This is a genomic window from uncultured Jannaschia sp., assembly GCF_947494025.1.
In the GTDB taxonomy this organism is placed as follows: domain Bacteria; phylum Pseudomonadota; class Alphaproteobacteria; order Rhodobacterales; family Rhodobacteraceae; genus Jannaschia.
In genome coordinates, this window is the sequence record NZ_CANLTQ010000026.1 from 1 (window position 1) to 23,164 (window position 23,164).

A 23,164-nucleotide genomic window follows, 5' to 3' on the forward strand; every position below is an offset into this window, starting at 1 on the left:
CGCGAGGAAGTCGTGACCGACACCGTGCGCAAGACCGAGGTGGATATCGACAAGAACGACGTCGACGTCGACAAGACGTAAGCCCCTTCAAGGCTGCGACACAAACCGGCGGGCCTTCCGGCCCGCCGGTATTCCGGTTGTGACCGCCCGTATCCGTTTGCCGGATACTCGTCGGGGTTCGCTCGGTTTCCGTGTGTCTCCGCGAGCGGGGGGGCTTGTAAGACGTCGTGCAGGTTCGGCCCCTTCACAGACACCTTCGATGCACTGTCAGGCCGTAGAGGACGACGAAAAGGAGACGCTTGTCTCTGTCGTCTGCGCGTCCGACACCGTGGATGGCCCGTGATATCCGACCGGACCCGATCGGGTCGCGCTTGAACCGCCGCGTTTCGGTTTGTCGCCATCGATGTCGGGCAGGCGCGGGATGCCACGCCGCCGAGACGGTTCGCTCCGTGATCGATCACACGTTTTCCCCGAACGCCGCCCTCTTTGCTGCCGCGGAGGCACCCTCGGGAATATATTTCCACGGAGACAAAAAATGCGTCGGCGCGGGCGAGGATTCCACGAGAAACCGGTGCGCCGAAGGCCGGGACGCGCCGGGGCGCGGACGTTTTGCGCGTTCTCGTCGCCCCACGAAGAACGTATTTTCAAAACCGCCTGACCGCTCAGGGGCCAGCTCGAAGCTGACGGCGTCAGAATGTTCACGCGAATGCGCGCGCACCTCCATGGAAAGGCAGCGGATTGTAGAATAAGTTCCCTTCATGACGTTCCCCGCCCGCCTCGTTCTCCTTGCCGTTCTGGCCGCGTCCGCGAAGGGTTCGATCGCATTGCAGCAGGCCCAGTGGAGATAGGCGCTGTCATGATCGTCTCCGAGGACGCCGCGATGAACATGCTTGCCTGCGACGCTTGGGTCGACTCCGACGCAGGCGAAGTGGATACCCCGTGCGCCTTCGTCTGGAGTGCGGATGAATTGGCGGCCGTGGCGGCGCAGAAATCCGGGAGGCTCAAGACCTATACCTCCCGCGAGGACGGCGTCGCCATCTATTCCGATGAATGAGTGCATGGGGATGATGGGCGGCGCTGGCCTTTTGATGCCGCTCGTTCCGGTGGCCCTGATCCTGAGCCTCGTCGCGCTGGTAAGATACTTGCGGGTCCCGTGATGAAGCCGGCACCGATCCTTGCGGCCGGGGGCGCCTTGGTCGCCGTCGCTGCCCTGGCTGCTCTTGCTTCGCTGGCGCAGGATGCGGGGCCGGAACCGGCTGAGGAGCTCGCTTTTCTGGGCGAGCCTGTGACGGCCGAACAGCTCCGGCTCGGTCAGGATGTCTACGCAGCGAATTGCGCCGCCTGTCACGGTGCCGATCTTGAGGGTCAGCCGGACTGGCGGCGCCGTCTCGAAGATGGGCGGGCGCCCGCCCCGCCACACGACGAAAGCGGGCATACCTGGCACCATTCGGATCGAAACCTGTTCACGATCACGAAGCTGGGAATCGGGGCCATCGTTCCCGGTTACGCGAGCGACATGCCCGCGTTCGGCGACGTGCTGAGCGATGCCGAGATCGCCGCCGCGCTCGCTTACATCAAAAGCACCTGGCCCGCGCGGCAGCGGGGCTTTCAGGCCGAAGTCACCGCGAACGATGAAGGGGAACTCTGAGCGTGAACGAAGTCCCGGAGCCCCGCCTCCCTAGACGGTAAACTTCTCATGCTCCCGCCAGTCGCAGCGTTCGACGTTCCGGGCGTGGTGTTCTACCGAAGTCCTTGACCGGCCGCCCCCAACGCTTGTCGGCGAGCCGGTACCGGGGTTCGAGCCGCCGATCGAGATCCGAAAAGAAAGCCTTTCCTCCGCGAACCCGCACGGCGATGTGTCGATCGGGGGCACCGATCGCGACAGCCGACCGGCGCCGGGATCAGCGCGTGCCCGCGCGGTGGTAGACGGTAGCCCCGCCCGCCGTTCCACCCCAGGCGATCACGTCGAAACGCGCCGAGGGATCGCTTCCCATGCCGGGCGAGCCTTCCGGCATGCCAGGCACGGAGATCCCCGCGATGTCGGGGCGCTCCGCCAGAAGCCGCGACATCACCTCGAACGGCACATGCCCCTCGATCACATAGCCGTCGAGGCGCGCCGTATGGCACGCCCGGAGATTGTCGGGCACGCCCGCCGCCTCCTTCACCGCGGCCATGTCGTCGGCGTTCCGCATCCGCACGTCGTAGCCCGCTTCACGCGCTAGGTCGGCCCAGGCTGAGCAGCACCCGCAGGTCGGGTCACGGGCGATGTCGAGGAGCGGCCGGTCGGCCGCCAGCGCAGCGAGCGGTGCGCCGACCGCACCCAGAATCGAGGCGGCCGCGGCGCGGCGGAAAAACATTCGTCGGTCGAGGATCATCGGGGTCGTTCCTTATGAGTGCGGAATCGGGGCTCAGGCCGGGGCGGATTCGTAGCCGACGCGGCGCAATGCGGCCTGCAGCTCCTCGGGCGGATGATCCGTGCTGACGTCGATCGTACGGGACTCCGCGTCGATGGCGACCTGCGCCGACGGGTCCATGCTCGCGATGGCCTTCGTGATGGACGATCTGCAATGGCCGCAGCTCATGTTCGGGACGTTGAGTTTCATGTCGTGCCTCCTTCTCCCGGTTGGAAGTGAGGGTTTCCCCTGCTGGAAGGTCAAGAGACGGGCAGATTTTTTACCTTCGGGTCCGGGAAAGGATAAGCGGCCTTGACCTTCCACCTGCTGGAACCCCTACATCATCGTCGACCCTGAATTCGAGGTGCGCGATGTCCGTTCCGGCCGTTCTGGCTTTTTCCCTTTCCGGCCTTTCCTGCGCGTCGTGCGTAGGACGTGCCGAGAGGGCCCTCGCAGCGGTGGAGGGTGCCGAGGGCGCTTCGGTCAACCTTGCGACGGGCGCGGCCCGCGTGACGGGGAACGTGGATGCCGGTGAGGTGTCCCGCGCTCTGAACAACGCGGGCTATCCGGCGGGGACCGTCACGGCCGTGCTCGACGTCGAAGGGATGAGCTGCGCGTCGTGCACCGGGCGGGTGGAGCGGGCATTGCATGCCGTGCCGGGGGTTCTCGACGCACAGGCCAACTTCGCCGCCGGAACGGCCACGATCTCTTTTCTCGAAGGGGCGACGACACCCGAAGCGCTCGCGATGGCCGCCACCGAAGCCGGCTATGCCGCCCGGACGCGTGGCGACCCTGCGGAACCGGATGGCTTGGCACGCCGTGCGGCGGAGGTCCGATTGGTCCGTTCGCGCGCTGTTCTGGCCGCCGCGCTCACGCTTCCGGTCTTCCTTCTCGAAATGGGCACGCATCTCGTTCCCGGCGCGCATGCGTTCATCGCCCGGACGATCGGGCTGGAGGCGAGCTGGACGGTTCAGTTCCTGCTCGCCACCCTCGTGCTCGCCGGACCGGGTCGCGTGTTCTACCGCAAGGGTTTGCCGGCGCTGCTGCGCGGTGCGCCGGACATGAACAGCCTCGTCGCGCTCGGCACGGCGGCGGCGTGGTTCTACTCGACGCTGGCTCTCTTCATGCCCGCGATCTTCCCGGACGGCACCCGCGCCGTCTACTTCGAGGCGGCGGCCGTGATCGCGACGCTGATCCTCGTGGGTCGCTGGCTGGAGGCCCGCGCGCGCGGCCGGACCGGCGCCGCCATCGAGCGCCTGATGGATCTGACGCCGCCGACGGCGCGACTGCGCCGCGACGGGGTGGCCGTCGAGGTGCCGCTTGCCGAGGTCGTCGTCGGCGATCTGCTGGAGGTTCGCCCCGGCGAACGGCTTCCCGTCGATGGCGCGGCGGTCGAGGGGCGGTCCTTCGTCGACGAAAGCATGGTGACCGGCGAGCCCGTGCCCGTCGAGAAGCGTCCGGGCGCCGCGCTCGTCGGCGGCACGGTGAACGGGACCGGCGCGCTGGTGATGCGTGCCACGGCTGTCGGGGACGCGACGCTGCTTTCCCAGATCACCCGCATGGTGGAGGCGGCGCAGGGCGCGAAATTGCCGATCCAGGCGCTCGTGGACCGGGTCACGGCCGTGTTCGTGCCCGTGGTGATGGGTCTCGCCGCGCTGACCGTCATGGTCTGGCTCGTCTTCGGACCCGATCCCGCGCTCGCGATGGCCCTTGTGGCGGGCGTTTCCGTCCTGATCGTCGCCTGCCCCTGCGCGATGGGGTTGGCCACGCCGACCTCGATCATGGTCGGCACCGGGCGGGCGGCCGAGCTTGGGGTTCTGTTCCGGCGCGGCGACGCGCTGCAAGCCCTGCAGGGCGTCCGCATGGTGGCCTTCGACAAGACCGGAACGCTGACCGAGGGGCGCCCGACGCTCACGGCGCTGGAGACGGCCGACGGCGTTCGGCGCCGCGACGCGTTGGCGCTGGCGGCGGCGGTGGAGGCCCGCTCCGAACACCCGATCGCGCGCGCGATCCTGCGTGCCGCCGAGGCCGATGGCATCGCGGTGCCCGGGGCCGACGCGTTCGAGTCGGTCACCGGGCTGGGCGCGCGGGCGAATGTCGACGGTCGCGTCGTCCTCGTCGGCGCGGACCGGTTCCTCCGGGGCGAGGGCGTCGATCCCGGCGCGCTCGGGGCGGCGGGCGCGCGCATGGCCGCCGATGGCCGGACCCCCCTCTACCTTGCCGTGGACGGTCGGGTCCTGGCGGCGATCGGGGTCGACGATCCGGTCAAGGCGGACACGCCCGGCGCCGTCGCCGCGCTGCGCGGGATGGGCGTGCGGGTCGCGATGATCACCGGCGACGACGGGCGGACGGCCCGCGCCGTGGCGGACCGGCTCGGCATCGACCATGTCGAGGCGGAGGTCATGCCCGGCGGCAAGGCCGATGCGGTGCGGCGCCTGCGTGCGGAGCACGGTGCCGTGGCCTTCGTGGGCGACGGCATCAACGACGCGCCCGCGCTCGCCGAGGCCGATGTGGGCATCGCCATCGGCACCGGGACGGACGTGGCCATCGAGGCGGCGGACGTGGTGCTGATGGGGGGCGATCCGGGCGGCGTCGTCCGCGCGCGCCGCATCAGCCGCGCGACGTTGCGCAACATCCGGCAGAATCTCTTCTGGGCCTTTGCCTACAACACCGCGCTGATCCCCGTGGCGGCGGGCCTGCTCTATCCGGTGATGGGCGTGCTGCTGTCGCCGATGCTGGCCGCCGGCGCGATGGCGGTGTCCTCGGTCTTCGTGCTGGGCAACGCGCTGCGCCTGCGCCGCGCGGGCGGCGAGCCGGCCGGTTCAGCTGGATCGCGCGCGTTGGCGTCCGTGCCGCGGACCGCGCCTGCGAGATGAGGAGACTTCCATGAACATAGGCGATGTCGCCGCACGCTCGGGCGTGCCTCCGAAGACCATCCGCTACTACGAGGATATCGGCCTCGTGCGGCCTGAGCGATCCGCGAACGGCTACCGCGCGTTCCGGGAAACGGACGTTCACAAGCTCACCTTCCTCGGCCGGGCCCGCGCGCTCGGGTTCTCGATCGAGAATTGCCGCGCCTTGCTCGCGCTCTGGGAGGATGACAGGCGCGCCAGCGCGGAGGTCAAGCGGATCGCCTCGATCCATCTCGAGGAGATCGACCGCAAGATCGCGGAACTGGGGGAGATGCGTGAGACACTCGCCGATCTTGTCGACGCCTGTGCCGGCGACCTTCGACCGGACTGCCCCATCATCCATTCGCTCACGTCCGGATCGGCGCCCCGGGATGCGTAGATCGGCAGGGAATGGTGCGATCCGGCCGTCCGCGCTCACCGCCGCCCGGGCGCTGCGCGGGGTTCAGCCGGGTGGCGGCGGCGGGCCTGTCGACGAATTTTAAATCGAACCGTCCCCGTGGATGGGCCATGCGGTGTTCAATCTCCATGGTCCGTACCCCGGGGAAAAACCGAGAGGAGCTCGAAATGCCCAAGGACACGAATCCCGACCCCGCTCGCGTATCCGGCCCGAAAAAGGCGGTGATCTACCGCATGGTGATGCCCGAGCATACCTGCCCCTACGGGCTGAAATCCGTCGACCTGCTGAAGCGCGAGGGTTTCGAGCTCGATGACCGTCACCTCGAGACGCGCGAGGAGACCGACGCCTTCCAGCGTGAGCACGGCGTGGACACCACGCCGCAGACCTGGATCGACGGGGAGCGGATCGGCGGATACGACGACCTCCAGGTTCATTTCGGCAAGAAGGATCCGGGGGCCGAGGACGAGACGAGCTACAAGCCGATTATCGCGCTCTTCTCGGTCGGCGCCCTTCTGGCGGTGGCATTCACCTGGTTCGCCTTCGACACGCTGCTTGCCTGGCAGACGCTGGGCTGGTTCATCTCGATCTCGATGGTCCTGCTCGGCCTGCAGAAGCTCAACGACGTCGAGAGCTTCTCGACCATGTTCCTGAATTACGACCTGCTGGCCAAGCGATGGGTCCGCTACGGCTACGTCTACCCGTTCGTCGAGACCGGTGCGGGCCTGCTGATGACGGCGATGGTTTGGCACTGGCTGTCGGTCCCCGGTGCGCTCTTCATCGGCACGGTCGGCGCGGCGAGCGTGTTCAAGGCGGTCTATGTCGACAAGCGCGAGCTCAAATGCGCCTGCGTCGGCGGCGGTTCGAACGTGCCTCTGGGCTTCGTGTCGCTGACCGAGAACCTGATGATGGTGGGCATGGCGCTCTGGATGGGCGGGCGGTTCCTGCTGTGAACCGGCGCGTCCCGAAGCAGGGGGGAGGGTTCCGTGGCCGCCACCCGACGTGACGCCCTCCTGTTCGGCCTTGTGCTCGCAGGGGGGTATGGCGCGATCCGCCTCGGCGCCGCCGCCTATGGCAGGCTCGCCGGCACGGCCTCCGCTTTCGAGCCGATGGATCGCCCGGAAGGGTTCCGCCGTTTCGCGGGCGGGTCGAGCAGCTCGGGCGGCTTCGATCCGTTTCTCGGAATCGGCGCGGTTGACGACGCCGGGCCCCTCGTAGAGACCGCCGAGGTCGAGACCCGGCTATGCGACGTCCTCTACGACGGTCGGACCGGGGCGGACGGCATCGTGCCGATCGCCTCGTTCTCGGACTACAACTGCCCTTATTGCCGCGTGCTGACGCAACGCCTTGCGGCCTACGCGCGCGCCGAGCCGGGTGTTGGGATCACCTGGCATGAATTGCCTCTGCTGGGCGAAGGTTCGCGCGCGGCGGCCGAGGCCGCGCTCGCCGCCGGGCGTCAGGGTGCGTACCTGTCCTTCCACGAACGGCTCATGGGCAATCCCTTCCAGCCGACGGAAGGATATCTGCGGACCCTCGCCCGGGATCTCGACATCGACGGGAACCGGCTTCTGGCCGACATGCGAGGCGACGCGGTCGCGCGCGAGATCGCCGAGAGCGAAGCGCTCGGGCGGCTGTTCGCGATAATAGGCACACCCGCGATCGTCGTGGGTCGCACGGTGGTTCAGGGTGCGGTCGACATCGAGACCGTCGAGGCATTGGTCGAGATGGAACGCGAAGCCGGACGCGTGCCGGGTTGCGTTTGAACGGTCGGGGAAAGGGGTCCAGCGGGTCCTGAAACCCCCGGACGCCGCCACCCGTTATATCGCGCCGCCAACGTTCTCCGGCTTGTTCGTCCCCCTGGAACGCTTGGTGCCGAGTCGTCCTCGTTCCGGTCCCGGCTCCGAGAGCCCTTCGTCCGGCGACGATCCTTTGCCGATGAGATGGCATCCCCCTTCGCCGGACACGGTCGACGGCCGTTTCCTTCCACGCGGATCTGCCGGCCTGAGGTTCCGGCAGGACGTGATCGCCCGCGTGATCGGGGTGAACCCGCTCCGGTCCAGCGTCTCGGCATGGACCGTGTCGGCGCGGTCCTCGCGCGGCTGGACGACGAAGTCGTAGGTCTTGGCAACGCCGATCCGGAACTCGTCGGTCTCGACGGGTTCGATGTACTGGCCCTCGGATCCGGTGTCACGCCTCAGTCGCGCACCTTTTCGAGAAGGGCCACGACTTCCTGGAACATGATCCGCTGCCGATCCTGATCGCCGGCGACGATGGCGTCTTCCATGCAGGTGCGGGCGTGGTCCTCGATGATGAGGCGCTCGACCGCCCGCAGGGCGGAGCGGATGGCGGCGGTCTGGTTCAGGATGTCGACGCAGTAGCGGTCCTCGTCGACCATTCGGGCCACGCCCTGCACCTGACCCGAAAGCCGCGACAGGCGCTTCTGCACCGCATCCTTGTTGCGCTTGTCGTGAACCACGCTGCTCCTCCGGGTTGGAACCATGCCTGCATGTTTTCCATTGGAATTATACCCGGCAGAGGTATACAACAACGTTGATACCCCGTAGGGGTATATATGCGTGACGTCGGAGGATCGAATGGACGCGTCAGCGAAGTCATCGTGCCGTTCCCACGATCGCGCGACGGAAGATGCCGGTCACCCGACATCGTCCGGCGGCGCCCGGCCGGAACCGGGCAAGGCCATCGACCCGGTCTGCGGGATGAGCGTCACCGTCGCGACGGCCAGGCACGTCGCCGCGCATGGGGAACAGACGTTCTACTTCTGCTCCGCCGGCTGCCGCACGAAGTTCGAGACGCGGCCCGAGCTGTTCCTCGATCCTGCGCTGAAGGCAGCGCCGAAGCCGCGGGCGGAGGATCAGGTCTATACCTGCCCGATGCATCCCGAGATCGAGCAGGTCGGTCCCGGCAGCTGCCCGATCTGCGGCATGGCGCTGGAGCCGAAGGGTATCCCGCTGACCGAAGGGCCATCGAAGGAGTATGTCGACTTCCGCCGGCGCTTCGCCGTCGGCGCCGCGCTGACGATCCCGCTCTTCCTCGTCGCGATGGGCCGGCACCTGTTGCCCTGGTATTTCATGGCCATCCCCGCATCCTGGCTCGACTGGTCGGAGCTAGTGCTCGCCACGCCGGTCGTCCTGTGGGCTGGCGCGCCGTTCTTTGCCCGCGGCTGGTCCTCGGTGAAAAGCCGGAATCTCAACATGTTCACGCTGATCGCGCTTGGCACCGGCGTGGCCTGGGCGTACTCGGTCGTGGCGACCGTGGCGCCGGGGATCTTCCCTGCCCAGTTCCGCGGCCATTCCGGCGAGGTCGGCGTCTACTTCGAGGCCGCCGCCGTGATCGTCGTGCTCGTTCTTCTGGGTCAGCTGCTGGAACTGCGCGCGCGGGAGCGGACGGGCGGCGCGATCCGGGCGCTCCTCGACCTCGCGCCCAAGACCGCACGGCTCTTGGACGGACGGGGCGAGCGGGACGTGCCGCTGGATATGCTGCGGCAGGGCGACCGGCTGCGCGTGCGCCCGGGCGAAAGCGTTCCGGTCGACGGGACCGTGCTCGAGGGCCGATCCACCATCGACGAGAGCATGATCACCGGGGAGCCGATCCCGGTCGAGAAGCAGGCGGGCGATGCCGTCACCGGCGGCTCGCTGAACCAGACCGGCGGCTTCGTGATGGAGGCGACGCGGGTCGGCGCCGACACGATGCTGAACCGCATTGTCGGCATGGTGGCCGACGCGCAGCGCTCGCGCGCGCCGATCCAGAAGCTGGCCGACCGGGTCGCCGGATGGTTCGTGCCGCTGGTGGTCGCGGTCGCCGTCACGGCCTTCGCCGCGTGGTCGATCTGGGGACCGGAGCCGGCGATGGCGCTCGGCCTCGTCGCCGCCGTCTCGGTGCTGATCATCGCCTGTCCCTGCGCGCTCGGCCTCGCCACGCCGATGTCGATCATGGTGGGCGTCGGCAAGGGGGCCGGCCGCGGCGTGCTCATCAAGGATGCGGAGGCCTTGGAGCGGCTGGCGGCGGTGGACACGCTGGTCGTCGACAAGACCGGCACGCTGACGGAAGGCAAGCCGGCTCTCGTCGCCGTCGAGGCGCAGGGGCCGGAAAAGGACGAGGTGCTGCGCCTGGCCGCCGCGCTCGAAGCCGCATCCGAGCATCCGCTGGCCCGGGCAATCGTCGAAGGCGCACAGGAGCGCGGGCTCGACGCCGCTGCCGTCGAGGGGTTCGACAGCGTGACCGGCAAGGGCGTCGTGGGTAGCGTGGACGGCCGCCGCGTCGCCATCGGCAACGCCGCGATGATGGCGGCGGAGGGCGCGGATGCCACCGCGCTCGCTGGGCGGGCCGACGCCGCGCGCGCGGAGGGTCAGACCGCGATGTTCGTCGCCATCGACGGCCGCGTGGCGGGCATCCTCGCCGTCGCCGACCGCGTGAAGCAGACCACGCCGGAGGCCATCCGCGCGTTGCGGGAGGAGGGCCTGCGCATCGTCATGCTGACCGGCGACGCGGAAGCGACCGCGCGCGCCGTGGCCCGGAACCTCGGCATCGACGAGGTGATCGCCGGGGTTTTGCCGGGAGACAAGCAGGAGGCGATCCGTCGGCTCCAATCCGAGGGGCGCACGGTCGCGATGGCCGGCGACGGCGTGAACGACGCGCCGGCCCTGGCCGCGGCCGACGTCGGCATCGCCATTGGCACCGGGGCCGACGTGGCGGTGGAGAGCGCGGGCGTCACGCTGGTGCGGGGCGACCTGACGGCGCTGGTCTCCGCCCGCCGCCTCAGCCGGGCGACGGTCCGGAACATCAAGCAGAACCTCGCCTTCGCCTTTCTCTACAACGGCCTCGGCGTGCCGATCGCGGCGGGCATCCTTTATCCCGCCACGGGCCTCCTGCTGTCGCCGATGATCGCGGCGCTGGCGATGAGCCTGTCCTCCGTCTCCGTCATCGCCAACGCCCTGCGTTTGAGGGCGAAATCGATCTGACTTTCATGAAACGCATCAGGGAGAACGTCTCATGGGACGCATGATCACGGGCATCGGCCTCGGCGTCGTCGGCACGCTGCTCGTCGGCGTCGTCGTCTGGCTGACGGTGACCTATTCCGGCGCCTACAACGTGGCCGCCACCGACCCGCATGCCGATGCGGTCAGGTGGACGCTCGACACGACCATGCATCGCTCGGTCGCGCGCCGCGCGGGCGAGGTCGAGCGTCCCGACAGCTTTTCCGAGGAGTTGATCGCCGAGGGCGCGGGACATTACGCCGGAAGCTGTGTCCATTGCCACGGAGCGCCCGGTCGTGACCCATCGGCATGGTCGCGCGGCATGCGTCCCGAGCCGCCGCACCTCGTCGAGGCGGCAGCGGAGTGGCGTCCCGGGGAGATCCACTGGATCGTCGAGAACGGTATCAAGATGTCCGGCATGCCGGCCTTCGGCGAACACCACACGCTGGAGGAAATCGCAGGGCTGACCGCTTTCGTGACCCGGCTACCGGGGATGTCTCCGGAGGATTACGCCGCCCTGACCGGCGATGGCGCGCACGGGGCGGAGGGGCATGCACACGCGACCGAAGCCGAAGCGTCGGAGCCGGCCGAAACCGGTCCGGCAGCCTCCGGAGGCGGCCTCGACACCGAACCGGCCGAACCGGCCACTACCGAGTAAAGCAAGCGGAGACCGAAAGCCCATGTCCTACATCCGGTTTGGCCTGATGATCCTCACCTCCACGGTGGTGATGTTCATCCTGATGTATCTCAACACCTACGCGTGGGAGCACGTCTTCTTCTCGGAGACGCGCACCTACATGGCGATCATGATGGGCGCGACCATGGCGGTCGTCATGCTGGCCTTCATGCTGGGAATGTATTCCAGCAAGGCGCTCAACATCGCCATCTTCGCGGGCGCGGCGATCGTCTTCGCGCTGTCGCTGTGGCTGGTCCGCGCGCAGGTCACCGTCTCGGGCCCGAGCTACATGCGCGCGATGATCCCGCACCACTCGATCGCGGTCATGACCTCGGAGCGGGCACAGATCCGCGATCCGCGCGTGCGCAAGCTCGCCGACGAGATCATCGCGGCGCAACGGCGCGAGATCGCGGAGATGCGCTACCTGATCGCGGAGGTATCGGGCGGGAACATCGTCGAGAGCCTCTATCAGGATCCGCCCGCAGAGCCGGGCAGCGTCGAGGATGCGTTGAACAACACGCTCGTCTCCACGCTCGACCCGTCTCCGATGCCGGAGGTCGAGGCCGATCAGGTGCTCGAAGCCACCGAGCGCTGTCGCTTCTACCGCAGCCCCGAGACCGATCCGATCTTCTGGACATCGTCCGACGGCGCGGCGGCGGCGATGCATCTGAACGGCGTGCTCGTGGCCCTCGACGGCGCCGGCGCGACGGAGGCGGGCGGGATGGCCTTCGCGGCGGACGGCGCCACCATCACCGTGCGCGAGTTGCCCGAGGACGAAGCCGACTGGCGGCAGGACGCCGAGCTGGTCTTCTCCCTCGAGCAGGGCGTGACGGTCGGATACCGCGGATTCTGGTCCTGCGCGTAGCGCCTTGCGGGCCGGAAACGAGCCTGTCGGACACTGCCCCGGCATGCTTGACCTTCCAGCGGGGCAACCCGGCAAACAGCCGCGGAAGCGACCCCGATCAGGGATGAAGCAAGTGCAGACGTATCAAACAGGAAGACGAGACATGAAGAGAAATGAACAGGTTGTATTGGCCGGTGCTCTGGCGCTCCTCCTTGCCGGCGGGTCGGCAACGGGGGCGTTCGCCCAAAACGCGTCGGGGAGCAGCGAAGCTTCGCCCACGGAGCATGACCGGATGATGGAGGACATGCACCACGGGGATATGTCGGCCGGGTCCGTGGAGCATGGCCAGATGATGAAAGGGATGGACCACGGCGAGGCGATGGGCGGGATGGACCACGGCAATATGGCGCCCGGAGCCGCCCGACCGGATTCGACCGCGGCCGAGGCATATCGCGCCGCGAACGCCGCGATGCACGCGGCCATGGATATCGAGCTGACCGGCGATGCGGACATCGATTTCGTCCGGGGCATGATCGGGCATCATCAGGGCGCCATCGAGATGGCGCAGATCCTTCTCGAGCACGGCAAGGATCCGGAACTTCGCCAACTGGCCGAGGCGATCATCGCAGCGCAGGAAGCGGAGGTCGCGTTCCTCGAGGCCTGGCGCGCCCAGCACGACAGGTAGGAGGGTCGAAGGAAGCAGGGGACGCAGCTGAAACCGGCGCCGGTGGATCGGATACTTCAGGCTTCACCATCGGTGCCGGAACGCGTCGAAACGCTCTATGAACCCTGATCTTCGGTGATAGCATCCCTGCGCGTAATCAGGTTCTCGTCACCTGCGGGCAGATGGGAAAGTTCCTTGGCGAACGCGGGCTGAAAAAGGCCGGGATCGCCGGGGTTCTCCGGTTTCAGCCCCGCGTCCCGCTTCTTTTCCGCATCCCGATCCATTCGGTGGTATCGCGAGAGGACATGCTGGAATTGACGTTCACCAGCGTCGCGCCTGACGATCACTCCCGTAGAGTCGGGCGCGGTCCTTCTGCACCACCGCAAAGGGCATCACCTCATTCTACCCCGCCTTACCCGTTCGATAAGGTAAAGGTGATGGACGATACGATCCTGCCCTTTCAGACCGCCGATCGAGCCGAGAGGGCCGCAACCGGCGACCTGCGTCCTGCTTGAACCTTCCGTCCGGGTTTTCAGGCGACACCGCCGGCTCAGCGCTCGTCTCCCCTGCCGGGTTGGCGCGAAGACTTCGTCTCGACATGCCGCTTGCAACGCTCGCCCGGCCGGCGTCAGTAACCCGCCTCCATGTCGAAGCGGTTGCGCATTCGCTCCGGCTCGTCGCGCAGGAGGCAATCCATGTTGTGCATGAACAGGTCGGCGATGAGCCCGTTCTCCTGAGCGACGGTCGAAGCCGAATGGGGGCTGATCAACACGTTTGGAAGATCCCAGAGCGGGCTGTCTTCCGGCAAAGGCTCGACCGCGGTCACGTCGAGCGCAGCGAACCCGATGCGGCGCGCTTGCAGGGCTTCGATCAGGGCGCCTTCGTCGACGACGCTCCCCCGCGCGATGTTGACGAACACCGCGTCGCTCCGGATCGCCGCAAGCACCGTGCGGTCGATCATTCCGTCCGTCTCCGGCGTATGCGGCACGGTCAGCACTATCGCGTCGCTTTCGCCGGCAACGCGGGCGAGATCGGCGCGGGTGAAGACCTCGCCGTAACCTCTTTCCTGTCCCATCCGCGCGGTAAGGGTGCGGCTCATCGCAGCGACGCGCATTCCGTGAAAGCGGCAGACATCGGCCACCCGGCCACCGACCTCGCCCGCGCCGATGATCGCCACACGCTTCCCGACGAGGCTTTCACCGCAACGGCGTTCCCAGCGGTGGTCGGCCTGATCGGCGCGCAGGCGGGGAAGGTCCTTCACATGCATCAGGATCGCCATCATCGCGAATTCCGCGAGCGGCACCGCATGGACCCCGCGGGCGGTTGTGACGAGCACGCCGCTGTTCTTCAGGCCAAGGGCCTCGATCACGGGACCGACGCCGGAACTCGTGGTCTGCACCCATCGCAGGTTCGGCGCGAAGGACAGGTCGCGGACCGGCAGCATGTGAAGCGGCGGCATGTCGAAGAGGATATGCGCGTCCACCAGGTGACGGGCGAACCGTTCCTGTGCCTCCGGTGCGCGGACATAGCCGTCCACGCCCTTGTGGTCGCCCCGGTACCGGACCGGCGGCAGTAGGTCGGGTTCGTAAATCACTTCGACCCGACCTGCCGCGGCGGCCCGAATGCGATCGACCTGTGCCGTCTCGAGCGGAGTGGATATGAAGGCATTGAGCATGCCGGTTGTCCTTTTCGGCCAAGTTCGGAGCAGGCAGGCGGCGTAATTGACCCCTTTCGCCCGTTCGGGACGTCGCTCGTGGACGCAGGGACCTTCTTCGCTCACCATGGCCAGCCGGGGGATCGGACATTCCACGGTCAGGGAATCTCACGCCGCCAGCACGCCTGGCGTCAGTAGCCGCGCTCGGCATCGGCAAGGTCGTCGCAGGCGCCGGTGACCTCGAAGGTCCGGATGTTCTTCGCGATAAGCCGCGCGCCGGTGCCCGGGTCGATCTGCGAAGCCACATGCGGCGTGACGGTGATGTCGGACCGCGTCCAGAACGGATGCTTGGCGGGAAGCGGCTCCTCGTTGAAGACGTCGAGGGTCGCCTGCTTGATCTGCCCGGCATCCAGCGCCGCGAGAAGGTCGTCGTCCACTAGATGCGGCCCGCGGGCGCAATTGATGACGCACGCGCCGCGCGGCAGCTTGTCGAAGAGCGACCTGTCGAGGATGCCGCGCGTGTCGGCGGTCAGGGGCAACAGATTTACCAGGATTTCGCAGCCCGACAGGAACGCACCGAGCCCCTCCGCTCCCGCGAAGGTCTCGACCCCCGGAACGTCCCGCCCGCGCCGCGACCATCCGCGCGTGGCGAAGCCCAGTCCCGCGAGCGTTTCCGCCGCGGCCGCCCCGAGATTGCCGAGCCCCATCACACCGACGGTCCGGTTGGGCGCGACGGGGACGACGATGGCATGCCAGTCCCTCTCCGCTTGGGCGCGCAACTGGCGCGGCATGTCGCGGTGATGGCGTAGCACATGGAGCGCCACGTATTCGCGCATCCGTTGCGTCAGGTCGCGCCCCGTCGTGCGGATGATCGGAACGCACGCGGGCAGGGCCCCGTCGGCGAGGACATGGTCGATGCCCGCCCCGATCGATACGATTGCCTTCAGGGCCGCGAACCGCGCGAGATCCCCTGTCCGGGGGCGCCATACCACGGCATAGCGCACCGTTCCGGGGTCGGACACGGCGTCGAGCGGCACGACCTCGTGGTCGGGCAGGAGGGCCGAGAGCTGCTCCACCCACCAATGGGTCTTTTCCTCGAGCGGCAGGTAGACGGCGACGGTCATATGGGGTTCTTCCTTTCCAGCCGTTCAGCCGGCGGTCTTCGCGGCGACCATCGCGGTCGCGCCGGACATTTCGCCCAGATGGGTGCCATCGGTGATACGCGCCTCATTCATGCGGCCCCGTTCCGTCTTGGTTTCGCCCTGCGAAAGGACCTCGTCCAGGTCCTCGGGCGCGATGAACAGGACGCCCGAGGGATCCGCGAGGACGGCGTAACCCGGCAGGACCGCGGCACCGCCGATGCTGACCGGGATGTTGAAGCCGCCGCCGCTGTCGTAGAGGCGCGTCGTCACCGGGGAGGGGCCGCGCGACCAGATCGGGAAACCCTGCTCCTCGACTTCGGCGGTGTCGGTGTGGGGGCCATCGACGCAGGCGCCCGCGAGACCCATCATCGCGGCCATCCGGGTCACGCCGCCGCCCCAGCAGGCGTATTTGGTGTCGCCCAGCCGGTCCACGGCCATGAAGTAGCCAGGGCCGGTCTGACTCAGGCAATGATGCAGGAGCGTCGAATCGAGGCCGGGGATCGCCAGTGTCGCCACCGTGGCTGCGACGACCTTGCCGGGCAGGACCGGCTGGATCGCGGGATGCGCGAAACCGAAATGGTAGAAATGCCCGATTGTCGCCGTCTCGAGCTTTGCGAGACGGTCGAGCTTTTCCTGCGGGATGCGCTCGGGCATCGGGTTCAACTTGTAGACGAGGTTCGACATGGACTTAGGTCTCGCTATTGAGGGCCGAGGACGAGGTCGGGAAGGAACGTTGAGATCTGCGGTACATAGGTCAGCAGGATGAGCATCGCGAAGAGCGGCACGAGCATCGGCAGCACAGCCATCGTCACCCTCTCGAACTTCACGCGCCCGACCTCGGAGACGATGTAGAGACCGATGCCCATCGGCGGCGTCGCGATGCCGATGAGCAGGCCGAGCTGGATGATGATGCCGAAATGAACGCGGTCGATTCCGTAGGCGTCGATGATCGGAAGAAGCGTCGGCACGAGGATCAGCTTCGCCGGCACGCCCTCCACGACGCAGCCCACGAGGATGATGAATACCAGCATCAGCGCCAGGAACACGTTCTTGTTGTCGGTCAGCGAAAAGGTCCAGTCCGCGAGTTTCTGCGGGGTCTGCTCGATGGCGAGAAGCCAGCCCATGGCGATCGAAAAGGCGATGATGATCATGATGACCGCCGTCATCATCGCCGTCTCGCTCAACGCCTTCATGAAGGCGGCCAAGGTCAGTTCCCGGTACCATAGGCCGAGGCCGATGCAGTAGATCGAGGCCAGCACCCCCGCCTCGGTGGCGGTGACGAAGCCGACCAGGATCGATCCGAGGATGATGGCGGGCGCCACGAGGGCAGCCAATCCGTGCCAGGCGGTTCCGGCCACTTCGCGCAGCGAGGCGCGGGGCTGGGTCGGAAAATCCTGGTAGGTGGCCCTGACCCGGATGTAGGCCATGAGCGAAAGGCCGACCAGGACGCCGGGAGCGAGACCGGCGAGGAACATGCGCTCGATGGATTGCTGCGCGAGGAACGCGTAGATGACGAGACCGATCGACGGAGGGATGAGCGGTCCGATGACCGACGAGACGACGGTGATCGCGGCGGCGAAATCCGCCTTGTAGCCCCGCTCTCGCATGGCCTTGATCTCGATGGCGCCGAGACCCGCGCAATCGGCGACCGCCGCGCCGGAAATGCCCGCGAAGATCATCGACGACAGCACGTTCACCTGCGCGAGGCCGGCCTTCATGTGTCCGACAAGTGCGTTGGCGAAGGCGAAGATACGCTCCGTCACGCCGGTGGCGTTCATCAGGTTGCCAGCCATGATGAAGAACGGCACCGCGGTGAGCGAGGCCTTGTTCACGCCCTCGAGCATCTGCTGCGGGATGATCTGCAACGCCGTCGAAAAGTCGGAGGTCAGGAAGGTGAGCACGGTCGCCGCCCCGATGGCGATCGAGATCGGCACGCGCAGCAGGATGAGGGCGATGAATGCGCCGAACAGGATCCAGGCCAATGCTTACAGCTCCGGGTGTTGCGGGCCGACATTCTCCGGCAGCCCGGCGGCCATCTTCAGAAGGTCGATGATGGCGGCAATGGCGATGAGCGCGGTCGATACGATGAGGGGGATAGAGAGGGCCAGCCGCGGCAGCTCGAACCCGTCCGGCAGGATCGCGCCGTCGTAGACCCCGCGCGACGTGGCCACGATTGTCTGCACCTGGGACAGCAGCACGCCGGTCACGAGGAGGGTCGCGAGGTTGGAGATCACCCGCGTGACCGCCATGCCCCAGGTGCCCATCCGTTCGGCCAGAAAGTCGATCCGCACGTCTTTCAGCCGGGCATAGAGTGCGAAGAACCCGAAGAAGCTGAGCCAGATGAAGAACACCATCGTCCACGGCCACATCCAGTAGGGCGCCATGCCGAGCGGGCGGAGGACGATTGTCGCGGCCGTGAGGCTCAGCATGACCAGAAGGCAGGCGTTGGACATCCAGAGGAACACGCCGCCGAGGGTCCAGCTCGTGCGGTCGAGCGCGAGGAGGGTCCGCTGGATCGGACCCTCCCCGTGCTGCTCGTAGGGCGTCACGAGTCGGAGGCCCGCGCCGCTTCGATCGCTTCGAGGAATCCGTCCGGCAACGCCCCGGAGGCGGCCATCTCATCGTAGTAGGTTTGCATCTTCTCGACGAGGGGGGCGGTGTCGAGGACGGTGTAGGTCGCGCCGTCCGCTTCCATGTCGGCGATGCTCTTGTCGGCGACGCTCGACATAAGTTCCTGCGATTCCGTACCCGCCTCGTCATATGCCCGCATCAGGCCCGCGCGCGTCTCCTTCGACAGGTCGTTCAGCGCGGCCTCGTTCACCATGAAGCCGACCGATTGCCAGTATTCGTCGTGACGCGTGATGTAAGGCGCAACCTCGTTGAACCGCATCGATTCCACGAGCGCGATCGGCGAGTTGACGGCCTCGACGATGCCCTTCTGGATGCCTTGGTAGACCTCGGTCCAAGGCAACGTGATGACCTCCGCGCCGAGATGGTCCCACGTCTCGATCGCGACCTTGTTCTCGTGCATCCGTATCTTGACGCCTTCGATCGCCTCGGCGGATTCGACGGGCACATTCGAGACCATCACCCGGAACGGTCCGCGCAGGATGCGCGTGGGGTCGCCCAGGGGTCGCACGCCGGATTGCTCGGCGGCGCTGTCGAACCAGGCGTCGACCGTGTCGGAGGTCATGAACCGCTGCCAGTGGTCGTAATCGTCGAAGGCGAAGGGCGCCGAGAGCCAAGCGAGCGCCGGCTCCCACTTCTTCATGTAGCCGAAGCCTTCCGCATAGATCTGGATGATGTTGGCCTGAAGCTGCTCGAGGACCGCGTCTTCCTTTCCGAGCTGCTCGTTCGGGAAGACCTGAACGACCAGTTCGCCATTCGTGTATTCCTCCGTCAGGTCGGCGAAGAGTTCGAATATCTGACCTTCGGGGCTATCCACGGGTTGCTTCGTCGCCATGCGCCAGGTCGTCTCTGCGTGCGCATTCGAAGTTGCCGCGAACGCAAAGGCTGTCGCGAACCAGATCGAACGAATCATGGGAGTATCCTCTCTGTCGTGTCGGGTCTCCGCCGGTTTTCCCGGCCGTTGGACGGCCGAAGGCATCTTTCGAACCATACACGTTGTCTGCGTCTTGTATACTTGAGATTTTCTGCGAGGTAGCCTGCGTCCGGAAAGCGAGAGGAAAATCGATGAAACGGATGGACGTTGCGAAAGGTGGCAACGATGTCTCTGCTCGCGAGCGGGCTTATGAAGGTATCCGATCCCGGCTTTTGACAGGCGTGTTCGGGCCGGGGACGTTCGTCGAGGAAGTGGCGATGGCGGAAGCCGTGGGTGTTTCGCGCTCCCCGGTTCGGGAAGCGCTCCATCGTCTCGCCGCGGAAGGCTATCTGGACCTGCATCCCCGTAGAGGTGCGATGGTCCGTCCGATACTGGCTGCCGAACTGCGCGATTTCTGCGAGGTTCGGCTGATGATCGAAAGTCGTGCGATCGAGAAGATTTGCTCCGAGAAGCGTAAGGTACCGGCGGAACTCGAGGACCTCTGTGATCAGCAGGCTTCGATACCGATCGAGGATGTACTCGCGAATGTCGAGACGAACTGGCTTTTCCATCGGGCTATCGTGGCGACGGCAGGCAACGTCGTCCTTTTGCAGGTTTTCGATGGATTGCGGGCGAACAATGCGCGGGTTTCGGTGCTGGCGCGAAAATCCAGTGCCGATTCCGGCGGGACGATCGTTCGGGAGCATCGCGAACTGCTCGTCGCGCTCGAAGCGCATGATCGCGATGCGGCGCTCGACGCGCTTGTGCGCCATCTGCGAATGATGCCCCAGTTGCTGGACACGAAATGAACGGGTCTGGCTGACGATCAGCGATCGGCCGAGGCTGTGTGACGGCGGGGCGCCGCCCGGCATTGCGCCGAATGCGAACGGCAAGGGCGGGAATTGCGAGGTATCGGATACCGATCAGGACGAACTTCCAGGATGCGAGCGGAGTTGATTTTTGTGGAGGTCAGGAATTGGCGCCTTTTGAAAGTGGAGAGGTGGTTCAGGTCGACCCGAACCTTATCGATGCGCTGTTACGTGATCTGGATGCGTCGGAATGGCAGGGCGACATTCTGGCGGAGCCGGGCGCGCGGGGTGCCTGGGCCGTCGACAACTCGATCTACCGGATCGAACCCGGTGCGGTCGTATTCCCGCGCGAGACGGCGGATCTCGGCATTCTGTGCCGCCTTGCAACGCGGCACCGCGTAGCGCTCGTCGCCCGGGGCGGCGGGACCGGGACGAACGGGCAGTCTCTCACCACAGGGGTCATGGTGGATCTGTCGCGACACATGCGCAGGATCCTCGATTTCGATCTGCAAACGATGACCGTGACGCTCCAGCCGGGCGTCGTACTCGACCAGCTCAACGCCTACCTGGCCGGCCACGATGCTTTCTTCGCCCCCTCCGTGTCGACCGCCACGCGTGCGACGATCGGGGGAATGCTCGCGACCGATGCGTCGGGGAAGGGATCCCGGAAGTATGGGCGAAGCTCGGACCATGTCGCAGCCATCGAGATCGTTCTGGCCGACGGCTCCATCCACCATGTGAGAGCGGGCGAGATCGACCAGGGCGACCCGTTTCAGGCTCGCCTCGCCGAAATGCTTCGTGCCGAGTTGCTGCCTCGGCAGGCGCTCGTCGGGTCCACGTTTCCCGACATGGTTCGCGGCCTGACCGGTTACAATCTCCGCGACGCCGTGTCGGGCGATGGCCGTGTCGACCTCGTGAAGCTTCTTGCCGGATCGGAAGGGACACTTGCCCTGACCGGCACCATCACCTTGAAGGTCACGCGGAAGCCCGCCTGCACCGCTCTCGGCCTTCTGGCGTACGACGACTTCATGGAAGCGCTCGGCGATGTGGGCCGCCTGCTCGAAACGGATCCGCTTGCTGTCGAGATACTCGACGATCGCGTGCTCGCGCTGGCGCGCCGCGACCCGGTCTGGACCGAATTGCAGGCCGGCTTCGGCGGTATCGGCTCCGCTGGGGCGTTCCTCGTCGTCGAATTCGCGGGAGAGACGAAGGCGGAGGTTGCCGAGCGGCTCGAGCGGCTGGCCGAGCTGGTGCGCAGGCCCGGAGGCCCTGCCTTCAAGGCCATCGAGGACGCAGGGGCGGTCGCCGGCATCTGGTCGATCCGCTCGCAATCGGTCGGTCTGCTCGGGGCGGTCGAAGGGCGTCGTCGCGGTGTCGCCTTCGTTGAGGATTGCGCCGTGCCGCCGGCCGCGCTGCCAAATTTCGTCGCCAGGTTTCGTGCGATCCTCGATGAACGCAGGATCGAATACGGAATGTATGGACATGCGGACGTCGGCTGCCTTCATGTTCGCCCCCTCCTCGACATGACCGATCCGGACGATCGCAAGATGATCCGCGAGGTCAGCGATGCCGTCGCCAGCCTGACGAAGGAATGCGGAGGCCTTCTCTGGGGCGAGCACGGACGCGGGTTTCGAGCGGAATATTCGCCACTGTTCTTCGGTGAAGAACTCCACGACGTCCTTCGCCGCATCAAGAGGGCCTTCGACCCGGACAACCTGCTCAATCCTGGCAAGCTCGCCGTTCCGGAGGACACGGACGCGTCGCTCGTGCGTATCGACGAAGCTCCGATACGTGGCACCGCCGATGCTTTGGTCGCGCCCGCCGCCGCGGAGCAATTCGAATCCGCTCTGTCGTGCAACGGCAACGCGGCCTGCCATCACTGGGACGCGGCCGAGACGATGTGCCCGTCCTACAAGGTCATCCGGGACGGGTCGCAATCGCCGCGGGGCCGCGCGGCGCTGATGCGCGACTGGTTGCGGCTGCGCGCGGTCGCGGGACCGGACGCGCCAGCCACGGCTTCGGTGGAGCGCGCGCTTGCGTCTTCGCTGGAAACCTGTCTGTCGTGCCGCGCCTGCGCGTCGCGGTGTCCCGTCAAGGTGGACATCCCGACCATGAAGGCCCGGTTTCTCCACATGCGTCACGAAAACCGCGCCCGGTCCGCGCGCGATCGGTTCGTCCGCATCATGGAGCCCGCGACGCTTCTGGCGCGAAACTTTCCTCGTCTGTCGAACGCCGTTCTCGGAAGTCACGCGGCGCGCACGGTGCTCCGGCGCGGGTTCGGGCTTGTCGACCTGCCGCGCTTCGCGTCGCGGGCCGTCGAGAGCCACTTGGCCACTCCACGCGCCGAGGGCGTCGCCTCCGCCGAAATCGTCCTCGCGATCGATAGCTTTACGGGTCTCTACGATGTCGAGGTTCCATGCGCCGCCGCAACATTGCTGGAGGCTTGCGGGGCAAACGTGGCCTATTCGGGCCCGATCGCGAACGCCAAGGCGCTCGACGTTCGCGGCTATCTCCCGGCACGGGATCGGGCCCGTGTCGCGATCCGACGCCGGCTCGAGGCCTTGGCGGCCACCGGACCACTCGTCGGGGTGGAGCCGGTCGCGGTCCAGGCCTGGTCGGAGATCGTGGACTTGCAGTCGGCACGCCCGGTCGGCCTCGACATCGTCCTGGACCGGCTTCGGGAGGACGGTCGCCTGCCGCGTGCCGTTCGGCCGGGCCAGTTCAGTCTTTTGGCACATTGCTCCGAAAAGACCGGTGATCCCGACGTACCCCTTCGTTGGAAGCGAGTGTTCGAAGCGATGGGTCACGATCTCCGCATCGCACGGACCGGCTGCTGCGGGATGGCGGGATTGTTCGGCCACGAGGCGGAACACCGCGAGATGTCCGTCGGGATTTTCGATCTGTCCTGGAGGGCGGAATTGGCTGACGGGAGCCGGGTGCCGCTGGCGACAGGCTTTTCATGCCGGTCGCAGGTTCGACGGCTGACCGGAACGAACATCCGACACCCGGCGGAGGCACTCGAAAGCTCGATCTGACACGAAGGCTTCAACGGCAGGAGCCAGAAGCGCATCACACGATGCCGTATTCACAGCCATCCCGGTCGAAAAGGGCATGTATCGGCCATCGGGGCAAGAGGTCGAG

General features: G+C 66.8%; 22 protein-coding genes. 12 read left to right on the plus strand and 10 right to left on the minus strand.

What is annotated here, in order from left to right; all coding sequences use genetic code 11:
- Positions 1–856 precede the first annotated feature (856 nt).
- The gene (locus Q1B08_RS17595; protein ID WP_299821769.1) at positions 857–1,054 is read left to right on the plus strand and encodes a hypothetical protein; all 198 of its coding nucleotides are present in this window, start codon (positions 857–859) and stop codon (positions 1,052–1,054) included.
- Positions 1,055–1,156: 102 nt separating this feature from the next.
- Positions 1,157–1,648 (plus strand): cytochrome c, encoded by a 492-nt coding sequence (locus tag Q1B08_RS17600; RefSeq protein WP_299821771.1) that lies wholly within the window; start codon positions 1,157–1,159, stop codon positions 1,646–1,648.
- A gap of 253 nt (positions 1,649–1,901) precedes the next feature.
- On the opposite strand, the gene Q1B08_RS17605 is transcribed toward Q1B08_RS17600, so the two are convergent.
- Positions 1,902–2,375 (minus strand): DUF411 domain-containing protein, encoded by a 474-nt coding sequence (locus tag Q1B08_RS17605; RefSeq protein ID WP_299821773.1) that lies wholly within the window; start codon positions 2,373–2,375, stop codon positions 1,902–1,904.
- Positions 2,376–2,408: 33 nt separating this feature from the next.
- Positions 2,409–2,603 (minus strand): heavy-metal-associated domain-containing protein, encoded by a 195-nt coding sequence (locus tag Q1B08_RS17610; protein ID WP_299821775.1) that lies wholly within the window; start codon positions 2,601–2,603, stop codon positions 2,409–2,411.
- A 161-nt stretch (positions 2,604–2,764) separates the two neighbouring features.
- On the opposite strand from Q1B08_RS17610, the gene Q1B08_RS17615 reads away from it, so the two are divergent.
- The 4 genes from Q1B08_RS17615 to Q1B08_RS17630 all read left to right on the plus strand — a co-directional run bounded on the left by Q1B08_RS17615 (position 2,765) and on the right by Q1B08_RS17630 (position 7,462).
- Positions 2,765–5,269: a heavy metal translocating P-type ATPase gene (locus Q1B08_RS17615; RefSeq protein WP_299821777.1), complete on the plus strand. Its 2,505-nt coding sequence runs from the start codon at positions 2,765–2,767 to the stop codon at positions 5,267–5,269.
- A gap of 10 nt (positions 5,270–5,279) precedes the next feature.
- On the plus strand, positions 5,280–5,684 hold the full coding sequence (gene cueR / locus Q1B08_RS17620; RefSeq protein WP_299821779.1) for a Cu(I)-responsive transcriptional regulator: 405 nt from the start codon (positions 5,280–5,282) through the stop codon (positions 5,682–5,684).
- Positions 5,685–5,869: 185 nt separating this feature from the next.
- Positions 5,870–6,652 (plus strand): glutaredoxin family protein, encoded by a 783-nt coding sequence (locus tag Q1B08_RS17625; protein ID WP_299821781.1) that lies wholly within the window; start codon positions 5,870–5,872, stop codon positions 6,650–6,652.
- A gap of 33 nt (positions 6,653–6,685) precedes the next feature.
- A complete protein-coding gene (locus tag Q1B08_RS17630; RefSeq protein WP_299821783.1) occupies positions 6,686–7,462 on the plus strand; it encodes a DsbA family protein in 777 nt (258 codons plus the stop codon).
- Positions 7,463–7,893: 431 nt separating this feature from the next.
- Here the strand turns inward: Q1B08_RS17630 and Q1B08_RS17635 are convergent, their stop codons facing one another.
- Positions 7,894–8,175, minus strand: a complete 282-nt coding sequence (locus Q1B08_RS17635; protein WP_299821785.1) for a metal-sensitive transcriptional regulator — start codon at positions 8,173–8,175, stop codon at positions 7,894–7,896.
- Between the two features lie 241 nt (positions 8,176–8,416).
- Between Q1B08_RS17635 and Q1B08_RS17640 the strand changes: the two genes are divergently transcribed.
- The 4 genes from Q1B08_RS17640 to Q1B08_RS22105 all read left to right on the plus strand — a co-directional run bounded on the left by Q1B08_RS17640 (position 8,417) and on the right by Q1B08_RS22105 (position 12,898).
- Positions 8,417–10,678, plus strand: coding sequence for a heavy metal translocating P-type ATPase (locus tag Q1B08_RS17640; protein WP_366140046.1), 2,262 nt, complete (start codon positions 8,417–8,419; stop codon positions 10,676–10,678).
- Between the two features lie 31 nt (positions 10,679–10,709).
- Entirely contained in the window at positions 10,710–11,351 is a 642-nt protein-coding gene (locus Q1B08_RS17645; RefSeq protein WP_299821787.1) for a cytochrome c, read from the plus strand.
- Positions 11,352–11,373: 22 nt separating this feature from the next.
- On the plus strand, positions 11,374–12,234 hold the full coding sequence (locus Q1B08_RS17650) for a DUF305 domain-containing protein (protein ID WP_299821789.1): 861 nt from the start codon (positions 11,374–11,376) through the stop codon (positions 12,232–12,234).
- A gap of 103 nt (positions 12,235–12,337) precedes the next feature.
- Entirely contained in the window at positions 12,338–12,898 is a 561-nt protein-coding gene (locus Q1B08_RS22105; RefSeq protein ID WP_366140047.1) for a DUF305 domain-containing protein, read from the plus strand.
- Positions 12,899–12,993: 95 nt separating this feature from the next.
- On the opposite strand, the gene Q1B08_RS17660 is transcribed toward Q1B08_RS22105, so the two are convergent.
- The 7 genes from Q1B08_RS17660 to Q1B08_RS17690 all read right to left on the minus strand — a co-directional run bounded on the left by Q1B08_RS17660 (position 12,994) and on the right by Q1B08_RS17690 (position 19,136).
- Entirely contained in the window at positions 12,994–13,161 is a 168-nt protein-coding gene (locus tag Q1B08_RS17660) for a hypothetical protein (protein WP_299821792.1), read from the minus strand.
- 344 nt (positions 13,162–13,505) lie between these two features.
- On the minus strand, positions 13,506–14,552 hold the full coding sequence (locus Q1B08_RS17665) for a D-2-hydroxyacid dehydrogenase (protein WP_299821794.1): 1,047 nt from the start codon (positions 14,550–14,552) through the stop codon (positions 13,506–13,508).
- Positions 14,553–14,722: 170 nt separating this feature from the next.
- Positions 14,723–15,655, minus strand: coding sequence for a glyoxylate/hydroxypyruvate reductase A (locus Q1B08_RS17670; RefSeq protein ID WP_299821796.1), 933 nt, complete (start codon positions 15,653–15,655; stop codon positions 14,723–14,725).
- A 24-nt stretch (positions 15,656–15,679) separates the two neighbouring features.
- Complete coding sequence (locus Q1B08_RS17675; protein ID WP_299821798.1) at positions 15,680–16,357, minus strand: RraA family protein; 678 nt, start codon at positions 16,355–16,357, stop codon at positions 15,680–15,682.
- A gap of 14 nt (positions 16,358–16,371) precedes the next feature.
- A complete protein-coding gene (locus tag Q1B08_RS17680; protein ID WP_299821800.1) occupies positions 16,372–17,655 on the minus strand; it encodes a TRAP transporter large permease in 1,284 nt (427 codons plus the stop codon).
- Positions 17,656–17,658: 3 nt separating this feature from the next.
- A complete protein-coding gene (locus Q1B08_RS17685; RefSeq protein WP_299821802.1) occupies positions 17,659–18,222 on the minus strand; it encodes a TRAP transporter small permease subunit in 564 nt (187 codons plus the stop codon).
- On the minus strand, positions 18,219–19,136 hold the full coding sequence (locus Q1B08_RS17690) for a TRAP transporter substrate-binding protein (protein WP_299821804.1): 918 nt from the start codon (positions 19,134–19,136) through the stop codon (positions 18,219–18,221). Before Q1B08_RS17690 ends, Q1B08_RS17685 begins: the two co-directional genes overlap by 4 nt.
- A gap of 230 nt (positions 19,137–19,366) precedes the next feature.
- On the opposite strand from Q1B08_RS17690, the gene Q1B08_RS17695 reads away from it, so the two are divergent.
- Positions 19,367–20,023, plus strand: a complete 657-nt coding sequence (locus Q1B08_RS17695; protein ID WP_299821806.1) for a GntR family transcriptional regulator — start codon at positions 19,367–19,369, stop codon at positions 20,021–20,023.
- Positions 20,024–20,190: 167 nt separating this feature from the next.
- Entirely contained in the window at positions 20,191–23,058 is a 2,868-nt protein-coding gene (locus tag Q1B08_RS17700; RefSeq protein ID WP_299821809.1) for an FAD-binding and (Fe-S)-binding domain-containing protein, read from the plus strand.
- Positions 23,059–23,164 lie beyond the last annotated feature (106 nt).

Bases quoted from the DNA above. Each gene is read 5' to 3' on its own strand.
- Q1B08_RS17695 (WP_299821806.1), top strand. From the start codon at position 19,367: ATGAAACGGATGGACGTTGCGAAAGGTGGCAACGATGTCTCTGCTCGC.
- Q1B08_RS17675 (WP_299821798.1), bottom strand. From the start codon at position 16,357: ATGTCGAACCTCGTCTACAAGTTGAACCCGATGCCCGAGCGCATCCCG.
- Q1B08_RS17650 (WP_299821789.1), top strand. From the start codon at position 11,374: ATGTCCTACATCCGGTTTGGCCTGATGATCCTCACCTCCACGGTGGTG.
- Q1B08_RS17645 (WP_299821787.1), top strand. From the start codon at position 10,710: ATGGGACGCATGATCACGGGCATCGGCCTCGGCGTCGTCGGCACGCTG.
- Q1B08_RS17625 (WP_299821781.1), top strand. From the start codon at position 5,870: ATGCCCAAGGACACGAATCCCGACCCCGCTCGCGTATCCGGCCCGAAA.
- Q1B08_RS22105 (WP_366140047.1), top strand. From the start codon at position 12,338: ATGAAGCAAGTGCAGACGTATCAAACAGGAAGACGAGACATGAAGAGA.
- Q1B08_RS17610 (WP_299821775.1), bottom strand. From the start codon at position 2,603: ATGAAACTCAACGTCCCGAACATGAGCTGCGGCCATTGCAGATCGTCC.
- Q1B08_RS17595 (WP_299821769.1), top strand. From the start codon at position 857: ATGATCGTCTCCGAGGACGCCGCGATGAACATGCTTGCCTGCGACGCT.
- Q1B08_RS17670 (WP_299821796.1), bottom strand. From the start codon at position 15,655: ATGACCGTCGCCGTCTACCTGCCGCTCGAGGAAAAGACCCATTGGTGG.
- Q1B08_RS17665 (WP_299821794.1), bottom strand. From the start codon at position 14,552: ATGCTCAATGCCTTCATATCCACTCCGCTCGAGACGGCACAGGTCGAT.
- Q1B08_RS17690 (WP_299821804.1), bottom strand. From the start codon at position 19,136: ATGGCGACGAAGCAACCCGTGGATAGCCCCGAAGGTCAGATATTCGAA.
- Q1B08_RS17605 (WP_299821773.1), bottom strand. From the start codon at position 2,375: ATGATCCTCGACCGACGAATGTTTTTCCGCCGCGCCGCGGCCGCCTCG.
- Q1B08_RS17660 (WP_299821792.1), bottom strand. From the start codon at position 13,161: ATGGATCGGGATGCGGAAAAGAAGCGGGACGCGGGGCTGAAACCGGAG.
- Q1B08_RS17640 (WP_366140046.1), top strand. From the start codon at position 8,417: ATGAGCGTCACCGTCGCGACGGCCAGGCACGTCGCCGCGCATGGGGAA.
- Q1B08_RS17600 (WP_299821771.1), top strand. From the start codon at position 1,157: ATGAAGCCGGCACCGATCCTTGCGGCCGGGGGCGCCTTGGTCGCCGTC.
- cueR (WP_299821779.1), top strand. From the start codon at position 5,280: ATGAACATAGGCGATGTCGCCGCACGCTCGGGCGTGCCTCCGAAGACC.
- Q1B08_RS17615 (WP_299821777.1), top strand. From the start codon at position 2,765: ATGTCCGTTCCGGCCGTTCTGGCTTTTTCCCTTTCCGGCCTTTCCTGC.